This window comes from Sphingobium fluviale, assembly GCF_004122115.1.
GTDB lineage: Bacteria > Pseudomonadota > Alphaproteobacteria > Sphingomonadales > Sphingomonadaceae > Sphingobium > Sphingobium fluviale.
The window spans coordinates 44,885-70,741 of record NZ_SBKP01000010.1 but is presented as its reverse complement, the minus strand read 5'-3'; the positions used below and the strand labels follow the sequence as shown (position 1 = coordinate 70,741).

Annotated in this window: 24 protein-coding genes; 10 read left to right on the top strand and 14 right to left on the bottom strand. The window is 61.6% G+C overall.

Features of this window, described 5'->3' with window-relative positions:
* Positions 1-3: 3 nt before the first annotated feature.
* A complete protein-coding gene (gene mltA, locus EQG66_RS10865) occupies positions 4-1,242 on the top strand; it encodes a murein transglycosylase A (protein ID WP_129404650.1) in 1,239 nt (412 codons plus the stop codon).
* Positions 1,242-1,790, top strand: coding sequence for a Smr/MutS family protein (locus EQG66_RS10860; RefSeq protein WP_129404649.1), 549 nt, complete (start codon positions 1,242-1,244; stop codon positions 1,788-1,790). Before mltA ends, EQG66_RS10860 begins: the two co-directional genes overlap by 1 nt.
* A 199-nt stretch (positions 1,791-1,989) precedes the next feature.
* Here the strand turns inward: EQG66_RS10860 and EQG66_RS10855 are convergent, their stop codons facing one another.
* Complete coding sequence (locus EQG66_RS10855) at positions 1,990-3,774, bottom strand: ABC transporter ATP-binding protein (RefSeq protein WP_129404607.1); 1,785 nt, start codon at positions 3,772-3,774, stop codon at positions 1,990-1,992.
* Between the two features lie 187 nt (positions 3,775-3,961).
* Here EQG66_RS10855 and EQG66_RS10850 point away from each other — a divergent pair, with 187 nt between their 5' ends.
* The 3 genes from EQG66_RS10850 to EQG66_RS10840 are packed head-to-tail and all read left to right on the top strand — an operon-like array spanning position 3,962 to position 6,664.
* Positions 3,962-5,089 (top strand): hypothetical protein, encoded by a 1,128-nt coding sequence (locus tag EQG66_RS10850; protein WP_129404606.1) that lies wholly within the window; start codon positions 3,962-3,964, stop codon positions 5,087-5,089.
* Between the two features lie 49 nt (positions 5,090-5,138).
* Positions 5,139-6,218 carry a CDP-alcohol phosphatidyltransferase family protein gene (locus EQG66_RS10845; protein ID WP_129404605.1) on the top strand — a complete coding sequence of 360 codons (1,080 nt, stop codon included), beginning with the start codon at positions 5,139-5,141 and terminating at the stop codon, positions 6,216-6,218.
* A complete protein-coding gene (locus tag EQG66_RS10840) occupies positions 6,215-6,664 on the top strand; it encodes an HIT family protein (RefSeq protein WP_129404604.1) in 450 nt (149 codons plus the stop codon). Before EQG66_RS10845 ends, EQG66_RS10840 begins: the two co-directional genes overlap by 4 nt.
* Here EQG66_RS10840 and EQG66_RS10835 read toward each other — a convergent pair.
* Together EQG66_RS10835 and EQG66_RS10830 are read right to left on the bottom strand one after the other, a co-directional pair.
* Positions 6,659-7,414 (bottom strand): phosphocholine cytidylyltransferase family protein, encoded by a 756-nt coding sequence (locus EQG66_RS10835; protein WP_129404603.1) that lies wholly within the window; start codon positions 7,412-7,414, stop codon positions 6,659-6,661. The genes EQG66_RS10840 and EQG66_RS10835 overlap by 6 nt on opposite strands.
* A gap of 40 nt (positions 7,415-7,454) precedes the next feature.
* Positions 7,455-7,820, bottom strand: coding sequence for a MerC domain-containing protein (locus EQG66_RS10830; protein ID WP_129404648.1), 366 nt, complete (start codon positions 7,818-7,820; stop codon positions 7,455-7,457).
* Between the two features lie 114 nt (positions 7,821-7,934).
* Between EQG66_RS10830 and EQG66_RS10825 the strand changes: the two genes are divergently transcribed.
* The 4 genes from EQG66_RS10825 to EQG66_RS10810 all read left to right on the top strand — a co-directional run bounded on the left by EQG66_RS10825 (position 7,935) and on the right by EQG66_RS10810 (position 10,693).
* Positions 7,935-8,990: a COX15/CtaA family protein gene (locus tag EQG66_RS10825; RefSeq protein WP_129404602.1), complete on the top strand. Its 1,056-nt coding sequence runs from the start codon at positions 7,935-7,937 to the stop codon at positions 8,988-8,990.
* A 166-nt stretch (positions 8,991-9,156) separates the two neighbouring features.
* Positions 9,157-9,636 carry a 50S ribosomal protein L13 gene (gene rplM, locus EQG66_RS10820; protein WP_129404601.1) on the top strand — a complete coding sequence of 160 codons (480 nt, stop codon included), beginning with the start codon at positions 9,157-9,159 and terminating at the stop codon, positions 9,634-9,636.
* A complete protein-coding gene (rpsI, locus tag EQG66_RS10815) occupies positions 9,636-10,145 on the top strand; it encodes a 30S ribosomal protein S9 (protein ID WP_129404600.1) in 510 nt (169 codons plus the stop codon). The genes rplM and rpsI overlap by 1 nt, the downstream gene beginning before the upstream one ends.
* Positions 10,146-10,219: 74 nt before the next feature.
* Entirely contained in the window at positions 10,220-10,693 is a 474-nt protein-coding gene (locus tag EQG66_RS10810) for a hemerythrin domain-containing protein (RefSeq protein WP_129404599.1), read from the top strand.
* On the opposite strand, the gene EQG66_RS10805 is transcribed toward EQG66_RS10810, so the two are convergent.
* The 9 genes from EQG66_RS10805 to EQG66_RS10765 all read right to left on the bottom strand — a co-directional run bounded on the left by EQG66_RS10805 (position 10,680) and on the right by EQG66_RS10765 (position 21,731).
* Positions 10,680-11,369 carry an aspartate/glutamate racemase family protein gene (locus EQG66_RS10805; RefSeq protein WP_129404598.1) on the bottom strand — a complete coding sequence of 230 codons (690 nt, stop codon included), beginning with the start codon at positions 11,367-11,369 and terminating at the stop codon, positions 10,680-10,682. The genes EQG66_RS10810 and EQG66_RS10805 overlap by 14 nt on opposite strands.
* A gap of 96 nt (positions 11,370-11,465) precedes the next feature.
* Positions 11,466-13,421 carry an ATP-dependent zinc metalloprotease FtsH gene (gene ftsH, locus EQG66_RS10800; protein WP_129404597.1) on the bottom strand — a complete coding sequence of 652 codons (1,956 nt, stop codon included), beginning with the start codon at positions 13,419-13,421 and terminating at the stop codon, positions 11,466-11,468.
* 54 nt (positions 13,422-13,475) lie between these two features.
* Complete coding sequence (gene tilS, locus EQG66_RS10795) at positions 13,476-14,441, bottom strand: tRNA lysidine(34) synthetase TilS (protein ID WP_245988045.1); 966 nt, start codon at positions 14,439-14,441, stop codon at positions 13,476-13,478.
* Positions 14,422-15,402 carry a tetratricopeptide repeat protein gene (locus EQG66_RS10790; RefSeq protein WP_129404596.1) on the bottom strand — a complete coding sequence of 327 codons (981 nt, stop codon included), beginning with the start codon at positions 15,400-15,402 and terminating at the stop codon, positions 14,422-14,424. Before EQG66_RS10790 ends, tilS begins: the two co-directional genes overlap by 20 nt.
* Before the next feature lie 90 nt (positions 15,403-15,492).
* Positions 15,493-16,404 carry a helix-turn-helix domain-containing protein gene (locus tag EQG66_RS10785; protein WP_129404646.1) on the bottom strand — a complete coding sequence of 304 codons (912 nt, stop codon included), beginning with the start codon at positions 16,402-16,404 and terminating at the stop codon, positions 15,493-15,495.
* A gap of 276 nt (positions 16,405-16,680) precedes the next feature.
* A complete protein-coding gene (gene ptsP / locus EQG66_RS10780) occupies positions 16,681-18,954 on the bottom strand; it encodes a phosphoenolpyruvate--protein phosphotransferase (protein ID WP_129404595.1) in 2,274 nt (757 codons plus the stop codon).
* 73 nt (positions 18,955-19,027) lie between these two features.
* Positions 19,028-19,399 (bottom strand): CZB domain-containing protein, encoded by a 372-nt coding sequence (locus EQG66_RS10775; protein ID WP_164975660.1) that lies wholly within the window; start codon positions 19,397-19,399, stop codon positions 19,028-19,030.
* Positions 19,400-19,473: 74 nt separating this feature from the next.
* Positions 19,474-20,454, bottom strand: coding sequence for an NAD(P)H-dependent flavin oxidoreductase (locus EQG66_RS10770; protein ID WP_129404645.1), 981 nt, complete (start codon positions 20,452-20,454; stop codon positions 19,474-19,476).
* A 20-nt stretch (positions 20,455-20,474) separates the two neighbouring features.
* Positions 20,475-21,731, bottom strand: coding sequence for an aspartate kinase (locus EQG66_RS10765; RefSeq protein WP_129404593.1), 1,257 nt, complete (start codon positions 21,729-21,731; stop codon positions 20,475-20,477).
* A 90-nt stretch (positions 21,732-21,821) separates the two neighbouring features.
* On the opposite strand from EQG66_RS10765, the gene ubiG reads away from it, so the two are divergent.
* Positions 21,822-22,565: a bifunctional 2-polyprenyl-6-hydroxyphenol methylase/3-demethylubiquinol 3-O-methyltransferase UbiG gene (gene ubiG / locus EQG66_RS10760; RefSeq protein WP_129404592.1), complete on the top strand. Its 744-nt coding sequence runs from the start codon at positions 21,822-21,824 to the stop codon at positions 22,563-22,565.
* Here the strand turns inward: ubiG and EQG66_RS10755 are convergent.
* The gene (locus EQG66_RS10755) at positions 22,562-22,975 is read right to left on the bottom strand and encodes a globin domain-containing protein (RefSeq protein ID WP_245988039.1); all 414 of its coding nucleotides are present in this window, start codon (positions 22,973-22,975) and stop codon (positions 22,562-22,564) included. The genes ubiG and EQG66_RS10755 overlap by 4 nt on opposite strands.
* A gap of 61 nt (positions 22,976-23,036) precedes the next feature.
* A complete protein-coding gene (gene polA / locus EQG66_RS10750) occupies positions 23,037-25,856 on the bottom strand; it encodes a DNA polymerase I (RefSeq protein ID WP_129404590.1) in 2,820 nt (939 codons plus the stop codon).
* Position 25,857: the final 1 nt, after the last annotated feature.

The following is a 25,857-nucleotide window of genomic DNA, read 5'->3' as shown; positions in this document are numbered from 1 at the left end:
GCGATGGCGGGGCGCAGCGTGTTGACCCGCGCGATCGCCATCATCGGCGGCGCGCTCCTCCTCTCGGCCTGCGCGGGCGGGATAATCCCCCCCTCCCGTGGGCCGGCTCCGGCTCCTAAACCTACCGCGCCCACACAACCTCGCCCCACTCCGCCCACGGCGCAACCTGCGGCACCACCGGAAACGGCACTGACCGCAGGAGTGATGCCGGGGCCTTCCGTCAGCGAATTGGTGCGACAAAACGAGCGCACCGCCGCCGCACTCGCCGCCTTCCGTATCTCCTGCCCGTCGCTGGTTCGTCGCACTGACCAATCCGGCCTTAGCCAGGGGCAGGACTGGGCGCCTGCCTGCGCCGCCGCCGCGAACTGGCCGGTCGAAACCGCTGCCGATTTCTTTGCCCGCTATTTCGAGGCCGTGCAGGTGGGCAATGGAGCGGCCTTCGCAACGGGCTATTACGAGCCAGAGATATTGGGCGCCCGCTCGCCCGGCGGCGCATATCAGACGCCGATCTATCGCCGCCCGCCAGACCTCATCGATGTCGATCTCGGCCAGTTCAGCGACAGCCTGAAAGGCAAGACCATCCGCGGCCGGGTAGAGGGGCAGAAGTTCATTCCCTATTTCGCGCGGACGGACATTGTAGACAGCGCAGCACTCTCTTCCAAAGGGCTGGAGCTGGCCTGGGCGGCGGACCCTGTCGAGTTCTTCTTTCTGCAAGTGCAGGGCAGCGGGCGTCTGCGCCTGCCGGACGGCGGCATCATGCGCATCGGCTATGATGGGCAGAACGGACGCGACTATACCGGCATCGGCAAGCTGATGAAGGATCGCGGGCTGATCAAGGCCGGCTCGATGCAGGACATCATGGCCTATTTGCGCGCCAACCCTGAGGAAGGGCGCAAGATCATGAACGAGAACAAGAGCTTCGTGTTCTTTCGTGAAGTGAACGGGGCGGGTCCGCTTGGTGCGCTCGGCCTGCCGGTGACGGCAGAGGCCACGGTGGCGGCCGATCCGCGTTATGTGCCGCTGGGCGCGCCTGTACTGCTGTCTATGGACCGGGCGGAGCCGAACGGCGTCTGGATCGCGCAGGATACCGGCGGCGCGATCAAGGGTGCGAACCGGTTTGACACGTTCTGGGGCGCGGGCGAGCGGGCGCGCACGATCGCGGGCGGCATGTCGGCGCGCGGCACATCATGGCTGCTGTTGCCGATCGGGACCGTGGCGCGGATCAATGCCTCGGCGCGATAATGCCGCCGCGACGCCTCAGCCCTGAGGAGCGCGAAATCTGGGCGCGGCTCGCGCGTAGTGTGACACCACTGGCAGGGCGCATAGTCTCTCCCGATCCCACCCCAATGCAGACAGCCGTCGCCCCCAAGGCCGCACCCGGATCTCAGCTGAGCCGCGAGGCACCCGCGCGCCCGGCACCGCCCCATCGCCCTGCTCCTGCGCCTGTGCTCGATTCAAGCTGGGAGCGTCGCATCGGCAACGGCACCCTCGCGCCCGATGTTACGATAGACCTGCACGGCCACACGCTCGACACCGCGCATCAGCGGCTCAACCATGCGCTCGGCACTGCCATCGCGCGCGGCCACAGGGTGTTGCTGGTGGTGACGGGCAATCCACGCCCGGCGCATGTCGGCCCACTGGGGCACAAGGCGCGTGGCGCAATCCGCGCGGAGATCGGCGACTGGCTGGCGCTCTCAGGCCATGCAGACGGCATCGCCAGCGTGCGCACCGCCCACCCGCGCCACGGCGGCAAGGGCGCGCTCTACATCATCCTGCGGCGGAAGAGCTAACGGCTTCTTTCAGGAGTTGCGGGAATTTGGTTCAGATGGAGCTGGGGCCACAGGCGACCGCAGGGCAAAAGACTGATTTCCGAGTATCTTGAATCGAGGCACGTGACTCGATTCAACGCAGCGTACTTCAAAGTACGTGAGCACCGAAACGCAGGAAATCGAGCTTTGCAGGCCCATATGGGGCGAATTACCGTAACTCCTACACCATGGCCTTGAACTTGCGGCTAGTGGCCAGCAGTTCGTCATAGCTGCCCTGTTCGACCAGTCGGCCCTTGTCGAGCATGAAAATTGTGTCGCACGGGCGCACCGTGGTCAGACGATGGGCGATCATGATGATGGTCTTCTGGTGGCTCAGCGCCTGCACAGACTCCATCACCGCCTTTTCCGTCAACGTATCGAGCGCGCTGGTCGCCTCATCCAGCACCAGCACCGATGGATCGCGATAGAGAGCGCGCGCGATGCCAATGCGCTGGCGCTGCCCGCCCGACAGGCGCACACCGCGCTCTCCCACGCGGGTTTCATAAGCATCAGACATGTCCGACAGTACAAAATCATGGATCTGCGCCATCCGCGCACATTCCTCGACCTTCGCCATGTCGATGGAATCCTTGCGCACACCGAGCGCGATATTCTCTGCCACTGTCGTGTCCGCCAGGAAGATCGATTGCGGCACATACCCCAGGGCCTGTTGCCAGCTTTGCAGATTGCTCTCGTCAATCGGCACGCCATCCACGATGATGGCGCCTTCCGAAGGACGCAGCAGACCGAGGATGATATCCACCAGCGTCGTCTTGCCCGCGCCTGTGCCGCCGATCAGCCCCACCGATGTGCCGACCCCGATGCTGAGCGTAATGCCCTCTATCGCGGTCTTGCGCATGTTGGGATAGGAAAAGCCGACATCACGCAGCACTATCTCTCGCGCAGGCTGCATCGCTTCTACCAGCGTTGTGGACCGCGGTTGAGGCGGCACTGTCTGCGCGAAATCGTCTCGGATCGCGTTCAGCACCGAATCTCCGACTTGCAGGTTGCTGAGGCCGCTAAAGACCCGCTGAGCCGAGGGTATGAGCTTGTAGCCGGCGAGCGCATAGACACTCAAGCCCGGCAGCACGAGGGCCGTCCCCCTGCCAGTGGCGAGCAGCAGCAGCGCCAGTGTGAGCGCACCGCCTATCGCCACTGCCTCGATCAGATAGCGCGGCGATTCAGCCAGCGCGGCGCTGATCGCCTGATGGCGCGCGGCGCGAAGCGAGGCGGGACGAAACTGGTCGAGATACACATCTTCCCGGCCCATCAGCTTGATGTCCTTGATACCGCCTATGGCGACCTCGATGGAGGAGAAGCGCTGGTTGTTCGCGACATCCAGCTCCTGCCCTATGCGTGCAAGCATGCGCTTTGACGCACGGAAGATCAGCACATACATGCCGCCGATCACGCCGCCTACGCTGAGCGCTACAAAGGGATCGAGCGCCAGCATCACGCCGGTCATGGTGATGACCACGAGCGTGTAGGCGATCACATACATGCCCGGCTGCACAACATAGCTGACCAGCATTTGCGAATCGGCCGTAATTTTCTTGGTCAGCTCGCTGCTGTGGCGCTGGAGAAAAAAGACATAGGGCTGGCGCAGATAGGTTTCGAGCAGCCGTTCGGCCATTCTGTGTCCGCTCTTTTGCGCGAACAGGTTCATCATAAACGTGGTGGCGATGCGGATGACCGCCGCCAGCACCACAACGGCAAAGGCCACCAGACCGAACACGAGGAGAAAGCTGTGATGATCGGTAAACCCCAGCCCATGATAAATGGCTGATATGGCCGGTTGGATCTCGATCATCTGCGGGCGGCTGAGCACCATGAAGAACGGCAACAGCATCGCTATGCCGAACGTCTCGCTCATCGCCATCAATACGACCAGCACGAGAAGATGTGCGCCGCGCCTTCTGTCCTTAGGCGCCAGCAGCGCCACAGTGCGGACCAGAGTATTCCACATTCAGACAGTTACTCCAAGGGGGCGTTGCTGACCCATAGCATGCTTTTAATATGCTCCCCTTCACTCTCAAAGCGCCATTTCATGCGCACCTGTCAAGACTGGACACGCGCGATCTCCTGTTGGCAAGTGCGCCGCAACCCGGCATGGAGGCAAGGTTGTCAGCCGGCTGTTTGGAGAATGCTGTCGCGTGCGTATCTTGTTTTTGTTAATTGGTGAAGCACATCAGGCGTTGCATGCGCTGCCAATTGCGGCGGAAATGCAGGCGATCGCACCGGAAGTGGAACTGGAAGTCGCGGTCTCAGGCAACGCGCATGGTTGGGCGATGGATCTGGTGCAAGACGCTTACCCTGCGTTTGCCCCGCATGCGAAGAAGCTGGCGATACCCGCCATTTCTGCGGCGCAAAAATTTTTCACGGGCACTGATGACCCGCCAAGGCTTGTCTCCCTGCTCAGGCATATCAACTATTTGCGCAAGTTTGATGCAATTGTGGCTCCAGAGCGCACCACCACGATCATCCGTCACCTGCTGCCCACCCGCACAAAGCTTATCTTCACCCCGCATGGCGCGGGTGACAAGGCGATCATGCTCGATCCACGCGATCGCTTTTTCGATTTCGTGCTGGTGGCGGGCGAGAAAAGCGAGAAAAGGCTGCTGGAAGCGGGAACGATCACACCGGGCCGCTATGCGGTCAACGGCTATGTAAAGCTCGATTTCATGGCGAAGCTCGCGGCCAGCCGACCTCCGCTGTTCGACAATGATCGCCCCACCGTGCTCTATGCGCCGCATTTCCGGCCAGACCAGTCCTCCTGGCCGGTGATGGGAACACAGATAATTGAGGCTTTTGCCGCGCAGGATCGCTTTAACCTCGTGGTTGCGCCACATATCCGCCTGTTCCATCGCGCCAGCAAGGCGGCGAAGGCGAAGATCGAGTCACTCGCGGTTCCGGGGAAGATCATCGTCGATGTCGGCTCAAACCGGCTGGTGGACATGAGCTATACCGGAGGCGCCGATATCTATCTCGGCGATGTCAGCAGCCAGGTTTACGAGTTCCTTGCCACGCCGCGCCCCTGCGTATTCCTCAACGCCCATAATGTCCGGTGGCAGGGCGATCCGAACTATCTGTTTTGGAATTTGGGCGCTGTCGCCACAAATGTGGGGCAGGCGATGGAGGCGATCGCGCAGGCGAAAGCCGAGCATCTCCGCTATCGCGCGATTCAGGAACAAACCCTCGCCCTGTCGGTTGGCGAAAATCCATTGGGCGCGTCGCGGCGGGGGGCGGAGGCGATCCTGCGCTTTCTGCGCGCGCAAGCCTGAGCCGCAAAGAGACTTCTCAAGCGCCTCCGGATGCGATAGCCGCGACTGTATGACAGAGAATATGGATATTGGCCGCGTGACGCGCTTTGGCGAGGGCCAGGAGCAGGTCTGGGGCATGACATCGGCGGAGCGCGTGCGCCGGATGCTCGTGCGCGATGTTCCCGCCGGGGCGCGCATCGCATCCGGCCACAGCCTGCATATCAACCTGGATTACGCGTTTGATCCGCTGCTGCTGCGCCTCGCACTGGCGCGGCCGGGCGTCGCGTTCGATGATGGCGACGCGCTGGTGATCGGCCAGTTGCCGGATGAAGGCGCGCCGTCAGAGCGCATTGATCTGCGCACCTCCACAGGGTTCTACAACGAAAAGCTGCGCAAGACCGAGCGGCCCTTTGCCATCCGCGTCTCACCGCAAACCCGCACGGCCATCGAGCGGGCGAGCTATTTCGGCGCCTATAAGGGCGTGACGGACCTTCTCACCAAATATCTCTGGCCAGAGCTGGCCTTTCACCTCACCCGCCTCGCCGCCGCACTCAAGATGACACCCAATATGGTGACGGGCATCGGCGCCATCATGTGCGTGCTGGCGACGATATTCTTTTATAACGGCGCGTTTTGGGAGGGGATTGGCGCGGGCTTTGTATTCATGGTGCTGGACACGGTGGACGGCAAGCTTGCGCGCTGCACCATCACATCCAGCAAATGGGGCAATGTGTTCGACCATGGCATAGACCTCGTTCACCCACCCTTCTGGTGGGCCGCATGGGGGCTGGGGCTGGGCCACGTCGGCCTTGCCCTGCCCGTCAGCACCTTCGCCACGATTATGGTCGCGATCGTTGCGGGCTATGTGCTCCAGCGGCTGTGCGAGGGCATTTTCCTCAAATATGCCGCGATGGACATGCACGTCTGGCGACCGTTCGACAGCTGGTTTCGCCTCATCACTGCGCGCCGCAACCCCAATATGGTGATATTGTTCGTCAGCATGATCGCGGGCAGGCCCGATCTGGGCCTGATCGCTGTGGCATGGTGGACCATCCTCTCGCTGCTGGTGCACATGGTGCAGGTGATGCAGCTGGTGCAGGCGCGCAAGGCCGGAAGGCCTATCACAAGCTGGCTGGAACAATCGCGATGAACGATACGATCCGCAAGTTCGGCTATCCCGCAACGCTGATCGGCGAGACGGCGCATTGGGTGGTGCTGCTCAGGCCCGCACAGGTGACACTGGGGTCGCTGGTAGTGGCGGCGAAATCGGACGCAACCGCTTTTGGCGCATTACCGGGAGAATTTCATGCCGGTTTGGCCGAAGCGTCGCGCCGGGTGGAGGCGATGCTGCGTGCGGGCGTGGGGTATGAGCGCATCAATTGGCTGATGCTGATGATGGTGGACCCCCATGTCCATTTCCATGTGCTGCCCCGTTATGAGGGCGCACGCGCGCAGGGTGCGCTGAGCCTCGCCGACGCGGGTTGGCCCGGCCCGCCCGATCTCAAGTCCGCGCTCACGCTTTCGGAGGCGCAGCAGGCCGGGTTGGCGGAGTGGCTGCAGGGACTGTGGAGCGAGACGGCCGGAGCGGCCCTATAGCCAGCCGGCGGTCAGCTTCTCCGCCACATCGACATCGTTGAGGAAGTCGACCTCGCCCCATTCCATGCCCTCGATGGAAAGCGTGCCGACCTTGCCGGTGGGCGCGAGCTGATCGATCACCTTCAGATACCAGTTTTCCACCCCTGCGGGCGTGCGCATCGCCGCCTCAATCGCCTCGCGGAACAGCGCGCCGCCCTCGCCGCGAAAGGCGAGGAAGCCAATCGATTCGGCATTGCTCTGGTCGGCGGTCAGTGTCTTACCGATGTGGACGAGGCGGTCGCCATCGCGCTCCACCTTCATGTCGTCGCTGTCGTAATTCGGCTTCACATCCACCGTCACACAGATGGGCCAGTTTCCAGCCTGCTGGACTCGCTCTACCAGGGCTTGAGAAACAAGAGTATCTCCGTTTAATATCAGATAGTTATCTGTCATCGCCTCACGCGCGATCCAGCAACTGCCGAGGTTATCCGCTACCTTGAAAAAGGGATTGAAATGGGCCTGCAAAACCAGCCCCGGCCGCGCCAGTCTCCGCAGCTCCTGCTCCACCGCCTCGGTATGAAACCCCGTGACGACATGAACCTCGCTCACTCCATTGGCGAACAGCGCCTCCACCTGCCACGCCAGCAAGGTCTTGCCGGAGAGGCTAATGAGGCATTTCGGCAGATCGGCCGTGAGGGGGAGAAGGCGGGAACCTTGCCCCGCACTCAGGATTATGGCGCGGGCGATGGGCTGGGGATGAAGCTCGGTCATGCGCCCAGATAGGAAATGAACGAGCGCTGCGCAAATATTCTTAGCAGGTTCGGGCGTTCATCATGTGTGCGCCCGCCACCAGCGATACACCCAGGATGGTCAACAGTGCCTCGCCATAGCCATGGGGAGCAAACAGCGCAGCAGCCATCAACGCCAGGCCCGGCACACCGATAAAGACAGGGAGCGTCCGCCGGTGGCGCATGATGCCGCTGCCCAGCGCCACCGCCCCCAGCAGCGTAGCGCACAAAAGACCTATTTCATGAATGAGAGGATTGGCAAAAAAATGCCCCAGCGAGGTCAGTGTACCAATCAGAACAATGGTCGCCACGCAATGCACAACGCAAAACCCGGAGAGGGTTATCGCAGCCTTGTCGAGCCAGTGCAGATAGGCGGGCCTCTGGGTCATCATATCTCCTCGTATAGCGCATGTAGCGCTGCATCATCAAAGATACAATATAACATTGCGCTACAACGGGATTCTCTGCTTGAAAACCGCTTACGCCAGGCGCATCTGCCGGGTATGAAAGCGACTGTGATCACTGGTGCCACCTCTTCAAATACCCAACCCCGTGCCGTCGCTCGCTGGTTGTTCATCATCGCCGCTCTTATTGTGCTGATGGTCGCGGTAGGCGGCATTACGCGCCTTACTGAATCGGGCCTGTCGATTACCGAGTGGAAGCCCGTTACCGGCACCCTGCCGCCTTTGAACGATGCACAATGGGCAAAGGAGTTCGCGCTCTACAAAAACAGCTCGCAATATGTGCTGATGAACAAGGGCATGACGCTGGAGGCCTTCAAGCAGATCTATTTCTGGGAGTATTTCCATCGGCTCATGGGGCGTTTGCTAGGGCTTGCCTTTGCCGTGCCGCTCCTGTGGTTTGCGGCCAAGCGCGCCATCCCGAAGGGCTATGGACCACGCCTCCTGATGCTCCTAGTCCTCGGCGGGGCGCAAGGAGCAATCGGCTGGCTGATGGTCAAGAGCGGGCTGACCGATAGGGTGAATGTGCAGCCCGCGATGCTGGCCGCGCACCTCCTGATGGCGCTGTTGCTCCTCAGTGCGATAGTCTGGACTGCTCTGGATATGGCTGCAGAGGCGAAGCAAGTTGTACGCCGCAAGGCAATATTGCGCTGGGCCACGGCGATCCCGCTGGCTGCGCTGTTTGTGCAGATTTTCCTCGGTGCGATCACAGCAGGCCTGCGCGCAGGCTATGTGTCGAACACGTGGCCGCTGATGAACGATCATTTCGTTCCGGAGGGCATAGTTTGGTGGGGAAGCTTCTGGCTGACGATCACCAGCGACCCCTATTTGGTGCATTTCCTCCATCGCTGGTGGGCATGGGGCGCAGCGCTGCTGCTCATCCTGCTGGCCCGTGAGGCAAAATTGGCCGGAAATAGGCGCGCGTCTGTTGCGGTCAATGCAGCAGTCGGCACACAAATACTGCTCGGCATCGCCACGGTATGGAGTGGAATCTCGCTGCCGCTCGCCGTCGCTCATCAGCTGGTGGGTGCATTGCTGCTGGTGGCAGCAGTGTGGGCCGCACACAGTGTGAGCCAAAAAAATCCCGGTCGCGGCTGACGCTTTCTTCGACTCGTTTCGGCAGCTCACAAGAATGGGGTATTATTTTACCTCCTTTACAACTACCGCTTTTTCTTGACTCTTTGCATGCACCTCGCCAATAGCGCGCTTCCGCTCGCAGGCATTTGGCTTGCGGGGCATGTCATCAATCAGGAGTTTTCGGGCCATGAAGGCGCTGATGAAAACCACCAAGCCGGCCACACCGGCAACGGTAGAAAAGAAATGGGTGCTGATCGACGCCGAAGGCCTCGTGGTCGGCCGCGCCGCCTCGATCATTGCCAACATTCTGCGCGGCAAGCACAAGCCGAGCTTTACCCCCCATGTCGATTGTGGTGACAATGTCATCATCATCAATGCAGGCAAGGTGAAGTTCACCGGCAAGAAGCTGACCGACAAGGTGTATTACAAGCACACCGGCTATGCGGGCGGTATCAAGGAAACCACCCCGCAGAAGGTGCTGGAAGGCCGCTTCCCGGAGCGCGTGCTTGAAAAGGCAATCGAGCGGATGATCCCGCGCGGCCCGCTTGGCCGTCAGCAGATGCGCAACCTGCGCATTTTCGCGGGCGCAGAGCATCCGCACGAAGCCCAGAACCCGGAAGTGCTCGATCTCGCTTCCCGCAACCGCAAGAACAAGGTGGGTGCATAATGTCCGATACCGTCAATTCGCTCTCTGACCTTCAGGGTCTGGCCGCCGGTGCGGAAGGTGCCGCCGTCGCTGTGCCTGTCGCTCAGGAAGCCGCTCCGCTGCGCGTTCAGGAACTCGACAAGCAGGGCCGCGCCTATGCCACCGGCCGCCGCAAGGATGCTGTCGCCCGCGTCTGGGTGAAGCCAGGCACCGGCAAGATCACGGTCAATGGCCGCGATCAGGAAATCTATTTCGCGCGCCCCACGCTGCGCCTCGTCATCAACCAGCCTTTCTCGGTCACAGATCGCGAGGGCCAGTATGATGTGATCTGCACCGTCAAGGGCGGCGGCCTCTCCGGTCAGGCCGGCGCGGTGAAGCACGGCATCGCACAGGCGCTCACAAAATATGAGCCTGCGCTGCGCGGCGCGGTGAAGGCCGAGGGCTTCCTCACCCGCGACAGCCGCACCGTGGAGCGCAAGAAGTACGGCCGGGCCAAGGCGCGCCGCAGCTTCCAGTTCTCCAAGCGCTAAGTCAGCTTCACACATTACAAGAAGGGCCGGATTTTCCCGGCCCTTTTTTTGTGCCCTCCGTATCGCTGCCTATAATGTTTCAGGCGGAGGCGCGGATGCACGATATCGAACGGCTTATTCAGGAGCATAAGGCAATGGACGGGCTGGCGGAGGATCTGCTGGCCTTGGTAGAGTCTTCTGGGCCGCGCGCTGAGGAGGCGTTTTCTCTAATCCGCCGCCTGTCCGCCTGTCTCGATGAGCATCTCGCCGCCGAACAGGGCTTCCTCTACGCCAACCATTTCGCCGCAGTGCCGGGCCGGCTCGATGAAGAAGTCACTGCTTTTGAACGCACATTCGCGGATCTCAAAGAAGAATGGGCGCTCTATCTGCACGAATGGACGCCGGACAACATCAACATCGACTGGCGCAATTTCGCCCACGCCACCCAGTGGATCATCGGCCGCCTGCGCGAACGGATCGCGCAGGAAAACGACATCCTCTATCCGCTGGCACTGCAACAGGGGCGCATCAGGCTGCGCCAGCCTATGCAAAAATCTAGCTCAGGATGAAATCCAGCGCTGCCTGTGCGTGGATGGTGGTGGAATCATAAATCGGCAGCACATTCGCGCGCACATCGACGATCAGTTCCAGCTCCGTACAGGCCAGCACCACTGCTTGCACTTGTTGCTTGGCGATGTCGGTCAGTTCCGATTTCATGAAGCGTTCGGATTCGCGTGAAACCTTGCCATGCACCAGCTCGTCATAGACGATTTTATCGACCCGCTCGGCCAGTTCCATATCCGGCGGCAAAAGCGAAATTCCGCAGGAAACAAGCCTCTGGCGATAGAATTTCTCGGTCATCACGTTGCGGGTGCCGACAATGGCGGCAGATTTGACACCATCTGCCTGCATCTTGGCGCCAACCGTTTCAGCGATGTGAAGCACGGGCACCGAGACGGCCTGCGCCACCCGGTCATAAATCACATGCATGGAGTTGGCACAGATCACCATGCCTTGCGCGCCAGCCGCCTCCAGACGCTGCGCTGCCGCGATCAGAGGCCCGCTCGCACAGTCCCAGTCTTCAGCGGTGGTGCAACGCGCCACTTCCGCGAAATCTAGGCTCTCGATCACCAATGGCGCACTGTGAAAGCCACCAAGCCGGCGGGCCACGCCTTTGTTGATGATCTCGTAATAGCGCGCTGTCGAGCTCCAGCTTAGCCCGCCGATCAATCCGAATTTTTTCATGGCTTCCCCCAAGCGGCGGCTTAATCCAGTGCGGCACTACACCCTGCCTCATCGCATATACGGGATGAGCAAGACCACGCAAGTGCGGGGGACTGATTAAGCCCCCGCCGCCGCCGCTCCGCCAAGCCCGCCCTTGCCGCGCCGGCCAGAGCGGGGGATCGACGTACCCACAACCGGGATAGGACTGGGCTTGATCTTGGTGCCATCGTCGCGGGTGATCTCGCCCTTGTCGAGCAGCGTCTTGATCTCGTCGCCAGACAGCGTCTCATACTCCAGCAGCGCGTTAGCCAGCAGATGCAACTGCGCCTCGAAATCGGACAGCACCTTCTTGGCGCGGTCATAGCCCGCTTCGACGATCCGTCGGATCTCCTGATCGATTGCCTTTGCCGTCTCGTTGGACATATGAACGCGCTGGCTCTGCGAATATCCAAGGAAGGTTTCGCCTTGCTGCTCTTCATATTGCAGCGGGCCAAGCTTGTCCGACATGCCCCATTGCGTCACCATGTCGCGCGCAAGACGGGTGGCGTACTGAATGTCGCCGGACGCACCGGAGCTGACCTTGTCATAGCCGAAGATGATCTCCTCGGCCACGCGGCCACCCATGGATACGGCAAGGTTCGCGTACATCTTGTCGCGGTGATAGGAATAATTGTCCCGCTCCGGCAGGCGCATCACCATGCCCAGTGCGCGGCCGCGGGGGATGATGGTCGCCTTGTGAATCGGGTCTGACGCGGGTTCGTGAACCGCGACAATAGCGTGACCCGCCTCATGATAAGCGGTCATCTTCTTTTCGTCCTCGGTCATGACCATCGACTTGCGTTCCGCGCCCATCATCACCTTGTCCTTGGCGGCCTCAAACTCCGCGCTGGCCACAAGGCGCTTGCCACGACGCGCCGCCATCAGCGCCGCTTCGTTGACAAGGTTCGCAAGATCTGCGCCAGAGAAACCGGGTGTACCGCGCGCAATCGTGCGCGCATCGACATCGGGCGCAAGCGGCACCTTCTTCATGTGGACTTCAAGGATCTTGACCCGGCCCTCGATATCAGGGCGCGGCACCACCACTTGCCGATCAAACCGGCCGGGGCGCAATAGCGCGGGATCAAGCACGTCAGGGCGGTTGGTTGCCGCGACGATGATGATGCCCTCGTTCGATTCGAAGCCGTCCATCTCGACCAGAAGCTGGTTCAATGTCTGCTCGCGCTCATCATTGCCATTACCCAGCCCTGCGCCACGATGGCGGCCCACGGCGTCGATTTCGTCGATGAAGACGATGCAGGGCGCGTTCTTTTTCGCCTGCTCGAACATGTCGCGCACACGGCTGGCGCCGACGCCGACGAACATTTCAACGAAATCCGAGCCAGAGATGGTGAAGAACGGCACGCCCGCTTCGCCCGCAATCGCGCGGGCGAGCAGGGTCTTGCCGGTGCCGGGACTGCCGACCAGCAGTGCGCCTTTGGGAATCTTGCCGCCTAGGCGCGAAAATTTCTGCGGGTCTTTCAGGAACTCGACGATTTCCTGCAACTCTTCGCGCGCTTCGTCTATCCCCGCCACGTCGTCAAAGGTGACGCGGCCAGACTTCTCTGTCAGCAGCTTGGCCTTGGACTTACCAAAGCCCATCGCGCCGCCCGCACCGCCGCCTTTCTGCATCTGTCGAAGCACGAAGAAAGCAACACCAAGGATCAACAGGAACGGAAGCGACTGATACAGCAGCACCATCCAGAAGCTCGGCTGCTCCTCGGCCTTGCCGCTATATTTTACGCCATAGTCATCCAGCAGGGGGATGAGGCCGGGATCGTTGACCGGCACGGTGGAGAATTTCGAGCCGTTGTTGAGGGTGCCGTAAATATGATCGGGGCCAACCGAGACCTCTTTGACTTGGCCGCCCTCGATTTTGGAACGGAAATCAGAATAGGCGATAGCCGTGCCGGAAGTAGCGCCATCACGATTTTCCACCAGCGATACCACCAGCAGTAACGCGAACACCACGCCTGCCCATATCATTGCGCTCTTGACCCAGGGATTGCCCTGCTGCGGTTCTTTGTCGTCGTTCATTTCACCCTCATGTCGTCCCGCCAAGATAAGGCGGGCAGCGCAAAGTACAATGGCTCATCCGCCTGATCGCGGCGGCGCAGCATAAAGTGACCACAACCTGCCGCCGCCATCAAGCAGCCACTGGCCGATGCTGGCCTTATTACCACGCAATAGCTGAACAAGTGCTTGATCGATCGTCTCTCCACGCGGGGGAGGCGCATCCGGCTCGGCGGCGATCAGCATGCGCCCGATCAGCCGTCGTTGCACCTCGCGCGGGAAGTCATGATGATCCAAAACCCACCGAGCATTTCCGTCAGTGCGAATATGCCGCGCGGCGAGATCGTTCACCAGCCAGGAGAGCGCATCTTCCGCATCGGCGCAGGCAGCGGCCGCGCGCGCTGCCGCGAGCGGGTCGAGCCAGTCCACGCGGGTGAGGTGCTGGCGCATCTCCACCCGGTCGAACCGCGCATCGTCGTTGCTGGGGTCATGCACATGGGGTAGATTGTGCGTACGAACCACCTGCATCAGCTCAGCCCGCCGCCAGCCCAGCAATGGGCGCAGCACCGCGCCGTTGCGTGCCCGGATACCCGCCAGCCCCCCAACGCCGGATGACCGGTTCAGGCGCATCAGCATGGTCTCAAGCTGGTCATCGGCGTGATGTGCGGTGAGCAACCAACCTAGCGCTCGTTCCTCCAGCCATTGATGCAACAACCCATAGCGCGCCGCCCGCGCCGAGGCCTGTATGCTTCCAGTGATGGGGGCAGAGAGGGAGAGTATCCTGTGCGCGATGCCCTGATCCGCACACCAACGCGCAACCATTTCGGCCTCTTCGCGGGCCTCGGCGCGCAAACCATGATCGACAGTCGCAGCCTCCACGCCCCCAGGAAAGGCGCTGGCCGCGAGCCAGAGCAGCGCCATGCTGTCCGGCCCGCCTGACACCGCAATTCCGATCCGGGCCGTCTCAGCCTCTGCCTTACCGATTAGTGCAATATAATCGTTGCGGAAACGCTCAATCGTCTGCTCAGGCGCCGCACTTGGCACGGACGCGGCCCTTCTCCATCATAGTGCGCAGATCGGACGCCAGATTGGTGCCATAGCTTTTAACCAGCTCGTCATAGACCTTGCACGCGTCTGCGGGCTTTTTGAGCTGGATCAACGCCTCGCCCAGATATGCGAGGCTCTGTGCGGTGCGGTCGCCCTCCGGGCGCTTGCGGTAATTCTCGTAGAACGCAACAGATGCCAAAGCGGGCTTTCCATCATCGAGATAGGCGCGACCCAACAGGTTCTGTGCACGGCTGCCGACCGAGGTGTTGCCATATTTCTCGACCGTGGTTTTGAGCTGCGCCTGCGCTTCGGGATAGAATTTGGCGCTCCACAGTCTGAAGCCATAGGTATAGGCGTCACCCGCCGCGTCGCCCGTATCGGGCTTTTCGATCGCGGCGACAGCTGCCTTGCGCGCCTCATCAGCCAGCGCTGGTTTGGCGGGGACAGGCTTGGGCGCAGGCGCGGCTTTCGGCAGAGCAGGCGCGGCAACCTTCACCGGCGCGGTACTCACCGCGGCTGGAACAGGCGCAGGTGCAGCGACCGGATTTGCGACAGGCGCAGCGGCACCAGGCTCAGTAGCCGCCACGGACGGGAAGAGCTGAGCCTTCAATTCCTCGAACTTCTGCTCCAGCACCTTGAGTTTGTAGCTGTTCTGCTCGGTCTGGCCGGTCAGCGTGGCAAGCTGGCTTTCGAGCGACGTCACCCGCGCGATGAGATCGCTCACGGGAGTGGAGGCCGGGGCGAGCGGCGCGGCATCGGGCGAGGCAGCGGTAATATCCGGCTCCACCGGCGCGCCATTGGGAAACACCTTGCGCTGCACCGCGCGCACTTCCTTTTCCAGCCGGTCCACTCGCTTGTCGATCGGCACCACAGGCTCTGCCGCGCCTGCATGGCCCGCCATCGCTAGCGCGCTTGTTGCCAAACAGAGTGCCGAAAACCCACTGATGATATGACGCATGGCAGAACCAACCCCGAAAGATGACGTGCGCCGACCATAAACAGGCCCGCACGAAAATGGAAGGAATGCACGCCCCGTGCCGGATAGATTTTACTGAGAAGTGGCAGGCGGTGTGTCTTGCGCGCCCGAAGACGCCGCCTCATCGAGCACCCTCTGCGCCCCAGGGCTGAGGGATACGGGTGCACGCACCGCCGGATTGGCGGGTGCCGTAGCGCCTAAGGTGGGTGCAGCTGGCGCAGGTGCTTGCGGCACCGGCCGAGCCAGCAGCGCAGCGGCACTGATCGGCACATCAGCAATCGTCTTTTCCGGCGGGCCAAGCGGCGCTACCGGCTTGCCGCCCACAGTCACCGCCAGCGCATCAGGCCGCCCTGTCAGGATCATCGGATTATTGGCCTGCGCAGGAACTGTATAGCTCTCGCCCTTCAGCATCTGCTTTTCAAGCAGGCGTACACCCGCAGCGTCATAAATACGCAGCCAAACATCCTGCTGTGCTGTCAGAACAACAGGGCCGTTTACGAGTGGAAGCGGCGTAACCGGGCCAGCTTGCGCCTGCCTTTGTTCCGAGGCGGCCTGTTCGCTCGCCCGATTGGCGAGGTCAGACACTTCCTGATCGGTTGATGCCGTAAAAAATTGGGCACGCCACACCGCATAAGCTGTGGCCAGCACAAGAGCGAGGATCGCCGCAGTCCACGCCAGCTTGCGCGGTGGAATACGCGCCGGATCGACCGGCTCGAACATCTCATAGCGATCCGTGGGGTCAGCCGCGCCCAATTCCTCACGCACACCGCGCGCGATCTCCACTTCATCTGCACCCACTGCGCGTGCATAGGCGCGGGCGAAACCAACTGCGTAGGGTGTTCCGGGCAAGGCGGCGAAGTCGCTGCGCTCGATCGCTTCGAGCTGGCGCTGGGCAATCCGCGTAACCTCAGCCACCTGTGCGAGCGTCATGCCCCGCTCCTCGCGGGCAGCGCGAAGAATATCGCCGGGCCGGTCCGGTATCATTTCGGCTGCGCGCTCAAAATCCAGAACAATGTCATTCACGTCCTCGCCCCTACACAGGGGCCGCTGATGCGACCTCTTTATCTTGTTCCCCGCCCGTTACGCGAACACCTCCCATGCGCAGAGGCAACTGTCAACGAGACTAGAAGCGCCTTGTCGACGGCTTCGCGCTGTTAATCGCGCGCACTTGTATAATTGGGCGGTTTTTTGCCTGTCAAACGCGTTAACTTCTCAGTGCCTGATCCAGGCCCAGGTGAACCGAAGGTTCGTATCAAGCTTTCAATCCAGATCCACGCTCGCCTGCTGTGCGTATGCGATCAATGCCTTTCGCATGCTCTCTGGCGGGCTGACGAGCATAGTTTGCACCGCCGTGCTTAACGGCACCGCCTCCAGCGAGCGGATCATAGCTTTCACAGGACCAACCGACGCCGGGGTGATCGACAGGCGGCGGATACCGAGACCGATCAGCGCCATCGCCTCCAGCGTACGCCCACCCATCTCTCCGCATACCCCCACAGGCACCGCCGCGGCCTCACACGCGCGCGCAATGCGGTTGAGGAAGCGCAATATCGCAACACTCAGCCAGTCATACCGCTCGGCCAGCTTGGGGTGGGCGCGGTCCGCCGCGAACAGGAACTGCGTCAGGTCATTGGTGCCGATTGAGAGAAAATCGAGCTTGGGCAACAATATGTCCAGCACCTCCGCCAGCGCAGGCACCTCCAGCATCGCACCATAGCGGATACTGCTCGGCAACATCTTGCGCCGTTCGATCAGCCATTGCCGCTGATGCTCAAACAAGGCGCGGGCGACATCAAACTCCCACGGTTCGGAGATCATCGGAAACATGACATGGAGCGTCCGCCCCGCCGCCGCTTCCAGCAGCGCGCGCGCCTGCGCCTTCATCAATCCGTCGCGCTCCAGACTGAGCCGCACCGCGCGCCAGCCCATAGCCGGGTTTTCCTCTACCATGTCGTCATCATGATGCAGATAGGGCAACGCCTTATCCCCACCGATATCAAGCGTGCGGAAAATCACAGGGCGATCTCCCGCCGCATCCATCACATCGCGATAGAGCCGTTGTTGCCGTTCGCGCTGCGGCATGGTGGCGGAGACGAGAAACTGAAATTCGGTACGGAACAAGCCAATGCCATCCGCGCCAGTCACGTCGAGCGCGCCGACATCGTCGCGCAGGCCCGCATTCACCATCAGCTCGATACGCACTCCGTCCTTGGTAATGGCGGGCGCATCGCGCATCTCGGCGAACTTGGCGCGGCGCTTCTGGCTGAGCTGCAGCTTGCTCTCGAACGCCTCGTCCATGTCTGGCGAGGGGCGGATGAACAACCGGTTCTCGGTGACGTCCATCAGGATCAGATCACCCTCGTTGATGAGGTGGCGCACATCGCGCACCCGCCCCAGCACCGGCACGCCCATCGCTCTCGCCACGATAATGACATGCGCGGTGAGCGAGCCTTCCTCAAGGATCACTCCCTTCAGGCGCCGCCGGTCATATTCCAGCAGCTCGGCAGGGCCGAGATTGCGCGCGATCAGGATGGCGTCCTGCCGCAGACCAAGCTGCGCCGCCGTGCCAAGCTGACCGGAGACGATACGTAAAAGGCGGTTGGAGAGGTCCTCCAGATCGTGCATCCGGTCCTGCAACAACGGGTCGTCAATCTGGCGCATGCGCATGCGGGTACGCTGTTGCACGCGCTCTATCGCCGCCTCGGCGGTGAGGCCGCTGTCGATTGCTTCGTTGATGCGGCGCGACCAGCCCTCGTCATAGGCGAACATCTTGTAGGTGGCGATCACCTCCTGATGCTCGCCATCCACACCGAATTCAGAGGTGCTGCCCAGCGTATCGATCTGCTCGCGCATCTTGGTGAAGGCGGAATAGACGCGCGCACGCTCTGCTTCCACATCCTCCGCCACTGTATGCTCGATAGTAACGCGCGGCTGGTGAAACACCGCCTGCCCCCGCGCCATGCCCATGACGAGCTGCAAACCGGAGACGATTTGCGTACCTGTGCCGCCGATGCGCACATCGCTCGGCCCTTCATCGGCCAACCCGGCGTTGGCAATCAGCTCTGACAGTACCATCGCCACGGTCTGCAGCGCCTCGATCTCCACTTCCTCATAACGGCGCGGGTCTACATGCTGGACGCAGAGCACGCCCACCGCATTTTCCCGCCGCACGATGGGCACGCCGGCAAAGCTGTGGAACAGGTCTTCCCCCGTTTCGGGGCGATAGGCGAAGTCTGGATGGGCGGCGGCTTCATCAAGGTTCAGCGTCTCGACATTCTTTGCAATGGTGCCGACCAGACCCTCGCCAGGTGCAAGCCGGGTGACGTGAACCGCCTCCTGCTTCAAACCGCGGGTGGCGAACAGCTCCATCACCCCTTCGCGCAGCAGATAGATCGAGCACACCTCGCTGGAGAGTGCTTCACCGATGATCTCCACAACCTTGTTGAGCTTGACCTGTGCATTGGTGCGCGCGGCCATCACCTCATGCAGGCGGATCAATATCTGTCGGGCGGCGGCGGCAGGCGTATCGGGCATAAGCCATCGCTATCAGAAAGCGGGCGCAGATGCCAAGGGGTTGCAGATCCGATCCCGGATCAGTCTGATTGCGTCAGAGCAATTCGCCCTTCCACTTGGCGAGCGCGCGCACCAGCTTTTCAGAGCGCTCGGCAAACTCGCCTGTAAAAAGCTGCTCCGCTTCGGTTCTGCGCGCAGAGATGGCATGACGCAGCACATTGGCCGCGGTTTGGTGAAATTCGGCGTGCAGGCGGCGCACTACCTGATAGGGCTTGCCCTGCTTCGTCACCGGGTCGATGGCATCGCCATGGATCCATCGGCCAAAGGGGCATTTGTCGTCCCGGCAGGCTCTGTCTGGATCGATCTCGCTGCTGCCGCTGGACATTGCAACGCGCAGCTTCAGCTTCCATGAGCCGTGCGCACCGATTGCATTATTGATCTGTTCTACCATTTCGACGTTGGACACGTCTCTTCCTTTCGCAACCTGTTTGTGCGAAAGGCCCATAGAGAAAAATGCTTTATATTGGGTGAAGTCGCCCCTCAGCTTGCTTCAAGCGCGGTTTCCGCTTGTGCGACCAGCTCCGCAAGAATGGCGGCAACGGGTTCCTCCCTGCTCACCATACCAACCGACTGCCCGGCCATCAGCGAACCGTTCTCGACGTCGCCGTCTATCACCGCACGACGTAGCGCGCCCGCCCAGTAATGCTCGATCTCTAGCTGCGCGGCCATCATGTCGACCTTGCCCTCATCGAGCATCTGCGCCACTTCGCGCTGCTTGGCGGTGAAGGCTTCCGTGCCGACATTCTTGAGCGCGCGCACGGGGATTACCGGCAGGCGTGGGTCGATCTGCACACTGGCGATCGCATCGCGCGCATTGGCGCGGATGAACGCCTTTTTGAAGTCCGGGTGGGCGATGCTCTCAGTCGCGCAAACGAACCGCGTGCCGAGCTGAACCCCTGCGGCACCCATTTTGAGATAAGAGGCGATCACCTCGCCTCGCCCGATGCCACCCGCGACGAAGATCGGCACCTCCGACGCCAACTCCGGCAATATCTCTTGCGCCAACACGCTGGTTGCCACCGGGCCGATATGCCCGCCCGCCTCCATCCCCTCTATGATGAGCGCATCCACACCGGAACGGACCAGCTTTTTTGCCAGAGAGAGCGCCGGGGCGAAGCAGATGACCTTCGCGCCGCTCGCCTTGATCGCCTCGATGCTGCCCTTGGGCGGCAATCCGCCCGCCAGCACGATGTGCGTCACTCCATGTTTCGCGCAGACGGCGATCAGGTCCATAAGCTGCGGATGCATGGTGATCAGATTGACGCCGAAGGGCTTGGAGGTAAGCGCCTTGGTCGCCGCGATCTCTTTGTCCAGCAACTCCGGCGTCATCGCGCCACAAGCTATGAGACCAAAGCCACCTGCATTGCTGACTGCGGAGACTAGGTTACGCTCGCTCACCCAGCTCATCGCGCCACAGATGATCGCGACTTCGGACCCCAACAGCGCGGTGCCGCGCGCCATCAGTGCGCCAAGGGCAGCGCTCAAGCCGCCTGCTCCGCGTCCAGCCCATAGGCGGTGTGCAGCACGCGCACAGCCAGCTCGGTCTCGTCTTCGTCGATCAAGACTGATACCTTGATCTCGCTGGTAGAGATCGCCTCAATGTTGATGCCGCGTTCCGCCAGCGTCTTGAACATGATTGCCGCGACGCCCGCATGGCTGCGCATGCCGACACCCACAACGCTCACCTTCGCCACTTCCGCATCGGTGATCAGCCGGTTGAAGCCGATCTCGTCCTTGCGGCTTTCCAATATGTCCACGCTGCGCGCCAGATCTGCGCGTGGCACGGTGAAGGTCACGTCGGTTTCGGCGGTGTCCTTGCTGTCGTTCTGGATAATCATGTCGACGTTGATGCTGGCATCGGCGAGCGGACCGAAGATGCTGGCCACCGCGCCGGGCTTGTCCGGCACGCGCGTTACGATGACCTTCGCCTCGTTCTTGTCGACCGCGATACCGGTGATGAGCTGGCGTTCCATGTCGCTTCCTTCTATTTCCTCTTCGCCGACAATCATCGTGCCGGGTTCGTCGTCATTGCTGGGTTCATCGAAGGAGCTGAGCACCTGTACCCGCACCTTCTCCTTCATCGCTAATGCTACCGATCGGGTCTGCAACACCTTGGAGCCGACCGAGGCCATCTCCAGCATTTCCTCATACGTCACCTTATCGAGCTTGCGCGCGCGGCTGACGATCCGTGGGTCGGTGGTATAGACACCGTCTACATCGGTATAGATGTCACAGCGATCCGCCTTCACCGCCGCAGCCACAGCAACAGCCGAGGTATCGGACCCGCCCCGGCCCAGAGTAGAGATGCGGCCATCCTCCATCATGCCCTGAAAACCGGGGATGACGGCAACCTGCCCGCTCTGCATCGCAGTGAGCAACGCATCGGTCTCGATCGTCTCGATCCGCGCCTTGGCGTGGGCCTCGCCGGAGCGGATGGGCAACTGCCAGCCGAGCCAGCTGCGCGCATCGACGCCCATGGCTTTGAGCGTCATCGCCAGCAGCCCGCTCGTCACCTGCTCGCCGGCGGCTACCACCACGTCATATTCGGCGGGGTCGTAAAGCGGGCTGGCTTCTTTGCAGAAGCCCACCAGCCGATCGGTCTCGCCCGCCATAGCGGAGACGACGACCGCAACCTCGTGGCCCTGATCGACCACATATTTGACACGCGCGGCCACATTGCGAATTCGCTCCATCCCCGCCATCGAGGTGCCACCGAATTTCATGACTATGCGCGCCATATTTGCTGCCAGACCTGTTTGCCGTTAAGAAGCGGGAAGGCGAGCGCCCCCCGCGTGAAAACCGCGCCGCTATAGTCAGCAAGGACCAATATGGCAAGCAGGCCAGAGACAACCATAAACCCGGAAGAAGCAAGGCATTTCGGCGCGCTGGCGGCAGACTGGTGGAACCCCAAGGGAAGCAGCGCGATGCTGCACAAGCTCAATCCCGTGCGCCTCCGCTACATCAGGGAGGCGATTGATGCGCACTGGGGGGCAGACGCGCGGGATATCCGCCCGCTGAAAGGCAAGCATGCGCTCGATGTCGGCTGTGGAGCCGGGCTGCTCTGCGAGCCGCTGGCAAGGCTTGGCGCTCAGGTGACAGGAATCGACGCGGCGCAGGAGAATATAGCGGCGGCGAAAGCCCATGCCGAGGTTCAAGGCCTGAGCATAGACTATCGTGGCGCAGGCATAGAGGCGCTTGGCATGGAGGGTGCGTTCGATCTCGTCACCAGCATGGAGGTGATCGAGCATGTGACCGACCCTGCCCTGTTCGTGCGCGGGCTGGCTGAGGCGTTGGCGCCCGGCGGCCTGATGATCCTCTCCACGCCCAACCGCACCGCGCTCTCACGATTCGCGATGATCACTATGGGCGAAGGGATGGGCTTCATCCCCAAGGGCACGCATGAATGGAAACAGTTTCTGACGCCCGATGAGTTGCAAGGGCTGCTGTCCGACGCTGGGCTGGAGAGCTTCGATCTGCGCGGAATCTCCTTTGACCCGCGCACGGGCTTTGCCTTGAGTGACAATACCCATCTCAATTATATCCTCTGCGCACGGAAGAAGCGCGGAGGCTAGCTTGCGGCGGCATCCTTCTGCTGATTGACCATCGCCCGCGCCATCTGCGCCAGCCGGATTTGCATCGCCTCGCTCAAGTCCTGCGCGATATCGCGCTGTTCAGCAATTGCGCGGGCCATCGCATCGGCCCATTGCTCGCCGATCTCGGCTGAAATCGGAAAGGCGCGGTGCAGCGACATCACGCATTTGCCCTGATCGAACCAGTTTTTCGGCCCGCCCGTCCACGCGGCCAGAAACTGCTTCAGCCCGGCCTGCACCGGTCCCAGGTCCTCTGCATGGATCGCGCGCAGTTCCGCATAGGCAGGGTCGTTGTCCATAAGGTCATAGAAACGAGCCACGATGCGCTCGATCACGTCGCTGCCGCCCAGTGCTTCATAGGGCGTGGCCGGCTTTGTAGTGGGTTGGTCCAAGGTCATCCTCCTGCGAGCATGCCCTCATGCACTGGACGGGAGAAGGTATCCTTGACCTCGGTCAATGGGCAGCACCCCAGCTCTTGCCAGTGCCCACTTCCACCACCAGCGGCACAGAAATATGCACCAGCGGCGCGGCGGCGTTTTCCATTACCTCGCGGATGACAGGCGATGCACGCTCCACATCGCTTTCGGGCAGTTCAAACACCAGCTCGTCATGCACCTGCAGCAGCATTTTCACGTCATGCAGCCCGGCTTGCGCCAGAGCCGGGCCCATGCGCACCATCGCGCGCTTGATGATGTCTGCCGAGGTGCCCTGGATCGGCGCATTGATCGCCGCGCGCTCCGCCCCCTGGCGTTCGTGCATCACCGATGCCGTGATGCGCGGGAACCAGGTCTTGCGGCCAAAGAGCGTACAGGTGAAGCCATCCGCCCGCGCTTTCTCCAGCGTCTCGTTGATATAGGCGGCGATGCCGGGAAAGCGCTCATAATAACGCGCGATCATGTCCTGCGCCTCGTCCGGCGAAATCTCCAGCCGCGCGGCCAGCCCCCAGCGGGATATGCCATAGAGGATCGAAAAGTTGATCGTCTTCGCCCGTCCGCGCGTATCGCGGTTGACCTCGCCAAACAGCTCCTGCGCGGTGGCGGCGTGAATATCTTCTCCGCGGGCGAAGGCCTCCTTCAAGGCAGGCACATTGGCCATATGCGCGGCCAACCGCAGTTCGATCTGGCTATAATCGGCAGACAGCAGGACATTGCCCTCTTCGGCAATGAACGCCTCTCTGATCTGCCGCCCCGCCTCGGTGCGGATCGGGATGTTTTGCAGGTTGGGGTCGGTAGAGGAAAGCCGCCCGGTCTGCGCGCCGGTGAGGCTATAACTGGTGTGGACACGGCCCGTATGAGGATTGATCTGAGCCTGCAGCGTATCGGTATAGGTGGACTTCAGCTTCGCGAGCTGCCGCCAGTCCAGCACCTTGCGCGCGATCACCGCGCCTTCTGCCGCCAGCTTCTCCAGCACCGTGACGTCGGTGGAATAAGCGCCGGTCTTTCCCTTTTTGCCGCCTTTGTAGCCCAGCTTGTCAAACAGGATTGCGCCCAGTTGCTGCGGACTGGCAATCACAAAGGGTTGCCCGGCAAGGCCATGAATCTCGCCCTCCAAGGCGGCCAACCCCTCGGCAAACTCGCCCGACAGGCGCGAGAGATAGTCGCGGCTCACTTTTATTCCCTCGCGCTCCATCTGCGCGACTACGGGCGCAAGTGGCCGGTCCACCAGCTCATAGACGCGGGTTACATGCTCCGAATGAAGGCGCGGTTTCAGCATCTGCCACAGGCGGTAGGTCACTTCCGCGTCCTCGGCAGCATATTCGGTCGCGCGGTCCAGCGGCACCTCGGCAAAGCTGATCGCCTTCTTGCCGGTGCCGGTTACGTCCTTGAAGCTGATGCACTCGTGGCCGAGCTGGGTGCGGGCCAGTTCATCCATGCCTTGACCGCCCAGCCCCTTGCCCGCTTCAAGGTCGAAAGCGAGCAGGATCGTGTCGTCATAGGGACGGATCGTGATGCCGCCCAGCCCGGCAAGCTGCGCCGCCCGTTCCAACACGTTGATGTCATATTTAAGGTTGTGTCCGATCTTGAGGACGCCTTCATCCTCCAACATCGGCTTCAGCGCGGCAAGCGCGGCTTTGGTGTCTATCTGCTCAGGCCGCTCGGCAAACATATCGGTGCCGCCATGTGCCAGCGGGATATAGCATGCCCTGCCCGGCCCGGTAGAGAGGCTGATACCGACCAGATTAGCCGCAACCGAATCAAGCGCGTCGGTCTCGGTGTCAACTGCGACCACGCCCTCGGCCCGCGCCTGCACTATCCATCGCTCCAGCGTGGCAAGGTCCGTCACCGTCTCATAGAGGCTGCGGTCGATAGCGGGCAGTGTTGGGCTGGCGGGTGCGGAAGGCCCGGACGCAGGCGCAGTTATCGCCGCCTTCGTCATATTGGGCGCACGGCCTGCCGGTGCACTGCCATTGTTGAGGCGCGCAAGCAGCGAGTTGAACCCCTGATCCTCCAGAAACGCGCGCAGCGGATCTGGCGGAATTTCGCCCAGCTTCAGGTCGTCGAGCGGATCGGGCAGCGGCACCTGTGCATGCAGTTCCACCAACTGGCGCGATAGCCGCGCCATCGCCTCATGCTCGATCAAGTTGTCGCGCATCTTCGATGGCTTCATCGTCGGCAGCGCAGCGAATACACCGTCCAATGTACCATATTCATTGATAAGCTTGGATGCGGTCTTGGGACCGATGCCGGGCACACCGGGGACATTATCCACCGCATCCCCCATCAGCGCCAGCACATCGCCGAGTCTGTCCGGACCAACGCCAAACTTTCCCAGCACATAATTGTCTGACCGCCGCTCATTCTTCATCGTATCGAGCATGTCGACGCCGGGCTGGATGAGTTGGGCGAGATCCTTGTCGGACGACACTATCGTCACATGCCAGCCACGCGCTAGCGCCTCTCTTGTATAGCTCGCGATGATGTCGTCCGCCTCAAAGCCCTGCTCCTCGATGCACGGCAGCGAAAAGGCGCGCGTAGCCTCGCGGATCAGCGGGAACTGGGGCACAAGGTCTTCCGGCGGCGGCGGCCGGTTCGCCTTGTATTTATCATAGAGATCGTTGCGGAAAGTGGTGCCGGATTTATCGAGGATCACCGCCATGTGCGTGGGGCCATCCGCCTCGTGCAAATCTTTCGCCAGCCGCCACAGCATCGTCGTATAGCCATAGACCGCGCCCGCGGGCACGCCATGCTTGTTGGTCAGCGGCGGGAGCTGGTGATAGGCGCGGAAAATATAGCCGCTGCCATCGACAAGATAGAGATGATTCTGATCGGACATG

Coding starts and splice junctions, on each gene's coding strand:
- mltA (WP_129404650.1), top strand. CDS start 4: ATGGCGGGGCGCAGCGTGTTGACCCGCGCGATCGCCATCATCGGCGGC.
- EQG66_RS10860 (WP_129404649.1), top strand. CDS start 1,242: ATGCCGCCGCGACGCCTCAGCCCTGAGGAGCGCGAAATCTGGGCGCGG.
- EQG66_RS10855 (WP_129404607.1), bottom strand. CDS start 3,774: ATGTGGAATACTCTGGTCCGCACTGTGGCGCTGCTGGCGCCTAAGGAC.
- EQG66_RS10845 (WP_129404605.1), top strand. CDS start 5,139: ATGACAGAGAATATGGATATTGGCCGCGTGACGCGCTTTGGCGAGGGC.
- EQG66_RS10840 (WP_129404604.1), top strand. CDS start 6,215: ATGAACGATACGATCCGCAAGTTCGGCTATCCCGCAACGCTGATCGGC.
- EQG66_RS10835 (WP_129404603.1), bottom strand. CDS start 7,414: ATGACCGAGCTTCATCCCCAGCCCATCGCCCGCGCCATAATCCTGAGT.
- EQG66_RS10830 (WP_129404648.1), bottom strand. CDS start 7,820: ATGACCCAGAGGCCCGCCTATCTGCACTGGCTCGACAAGGCTGCGATA.
- EQG66_RS10825 (WP_129404602.1), top strand. CDS start 7,935: ATGAAAGCGACTGTGATCACTGGTGCCACCTCTTCAAATACCCAACCC.
- rplM (WP_129404601.1), top strand. CDS start 9,157: ATGAAGGCGCTGATGAAAACCACCAAGCCGGCCACACCGGCAACGGTA.
- rpsI (WP_129404600.1), top strand. CDS start 9,636: ATGTCCGATACCGTCAATTCGCTCTCTGACCTTCAGGGTCTGGCCGCC.
- EQG66_RS10810 (WP_129404599.1), top strand. CDS start 10,220: ATGTTTCAGGCGGAGGCGCGGATGCACGATATCGAACGGCTTATTCAG.
- EQG66_RS10805 (WP_129404598.1), bottom strand. CDS start 11,369: ATGAAAAAATTCGGATTGATCGGCGGGCTAAGCTGGAGCTCGACAGCG.
- ftsH (WP_129404597.1), bottom strand. CDS start 13,421: ATGAACGACGACAAAGAACCGCAGCAGGGCAATCCCTGGGTCAAGAGC.
- EQG66_RS10790 (WP_129404596.1), bottom strand. CDS start 15,402: ATGCGTCATATCATCAGTGGGTTTTCGGCACTCTGTTTGGCAACAAGC.
- EQG66_RS10785 (WP_129404646.1), bottom strand. CDS start 16,404: ATGATACCGGACCGGCCCGGCGATATTCTTCGCGCTGCCCGCGAGGAG.
- ptsP (WP_129404595.1), bottom strand. CDS start 18,954: ATGCCCGATACGCCTGCCGCCGCCGCCCGACAGATATTGATCCGCCTG.
- EQG66_RS10770 (WP_129404645.1), bottom strand. CDS start 20,454: ATGGCGCGCGGCACCGCGCTGTTGGGGTCCGAAGTCGCGATCATCTGT.
- EQG66_RS10765 (WP_129404593.1), bottom strand. CDS start 21,731: ATGGCGCGCATAGTCATGAAATTCGGTGGCACCTCGATGGCGGGGATG.
- ubiG (WP_129404592.1), top strand. CDS start 21,822: ATGGCAAGCAGGCCAGAGACAACCATAAACCCGGAAGAAGCAAGGCAT.
- polA (WP_129404590.1), bottom strand. CDS start 25,856: ATGTCCGATCAGAATCATCTCTATCTTGTCGATGGCAGCGGCTATATT.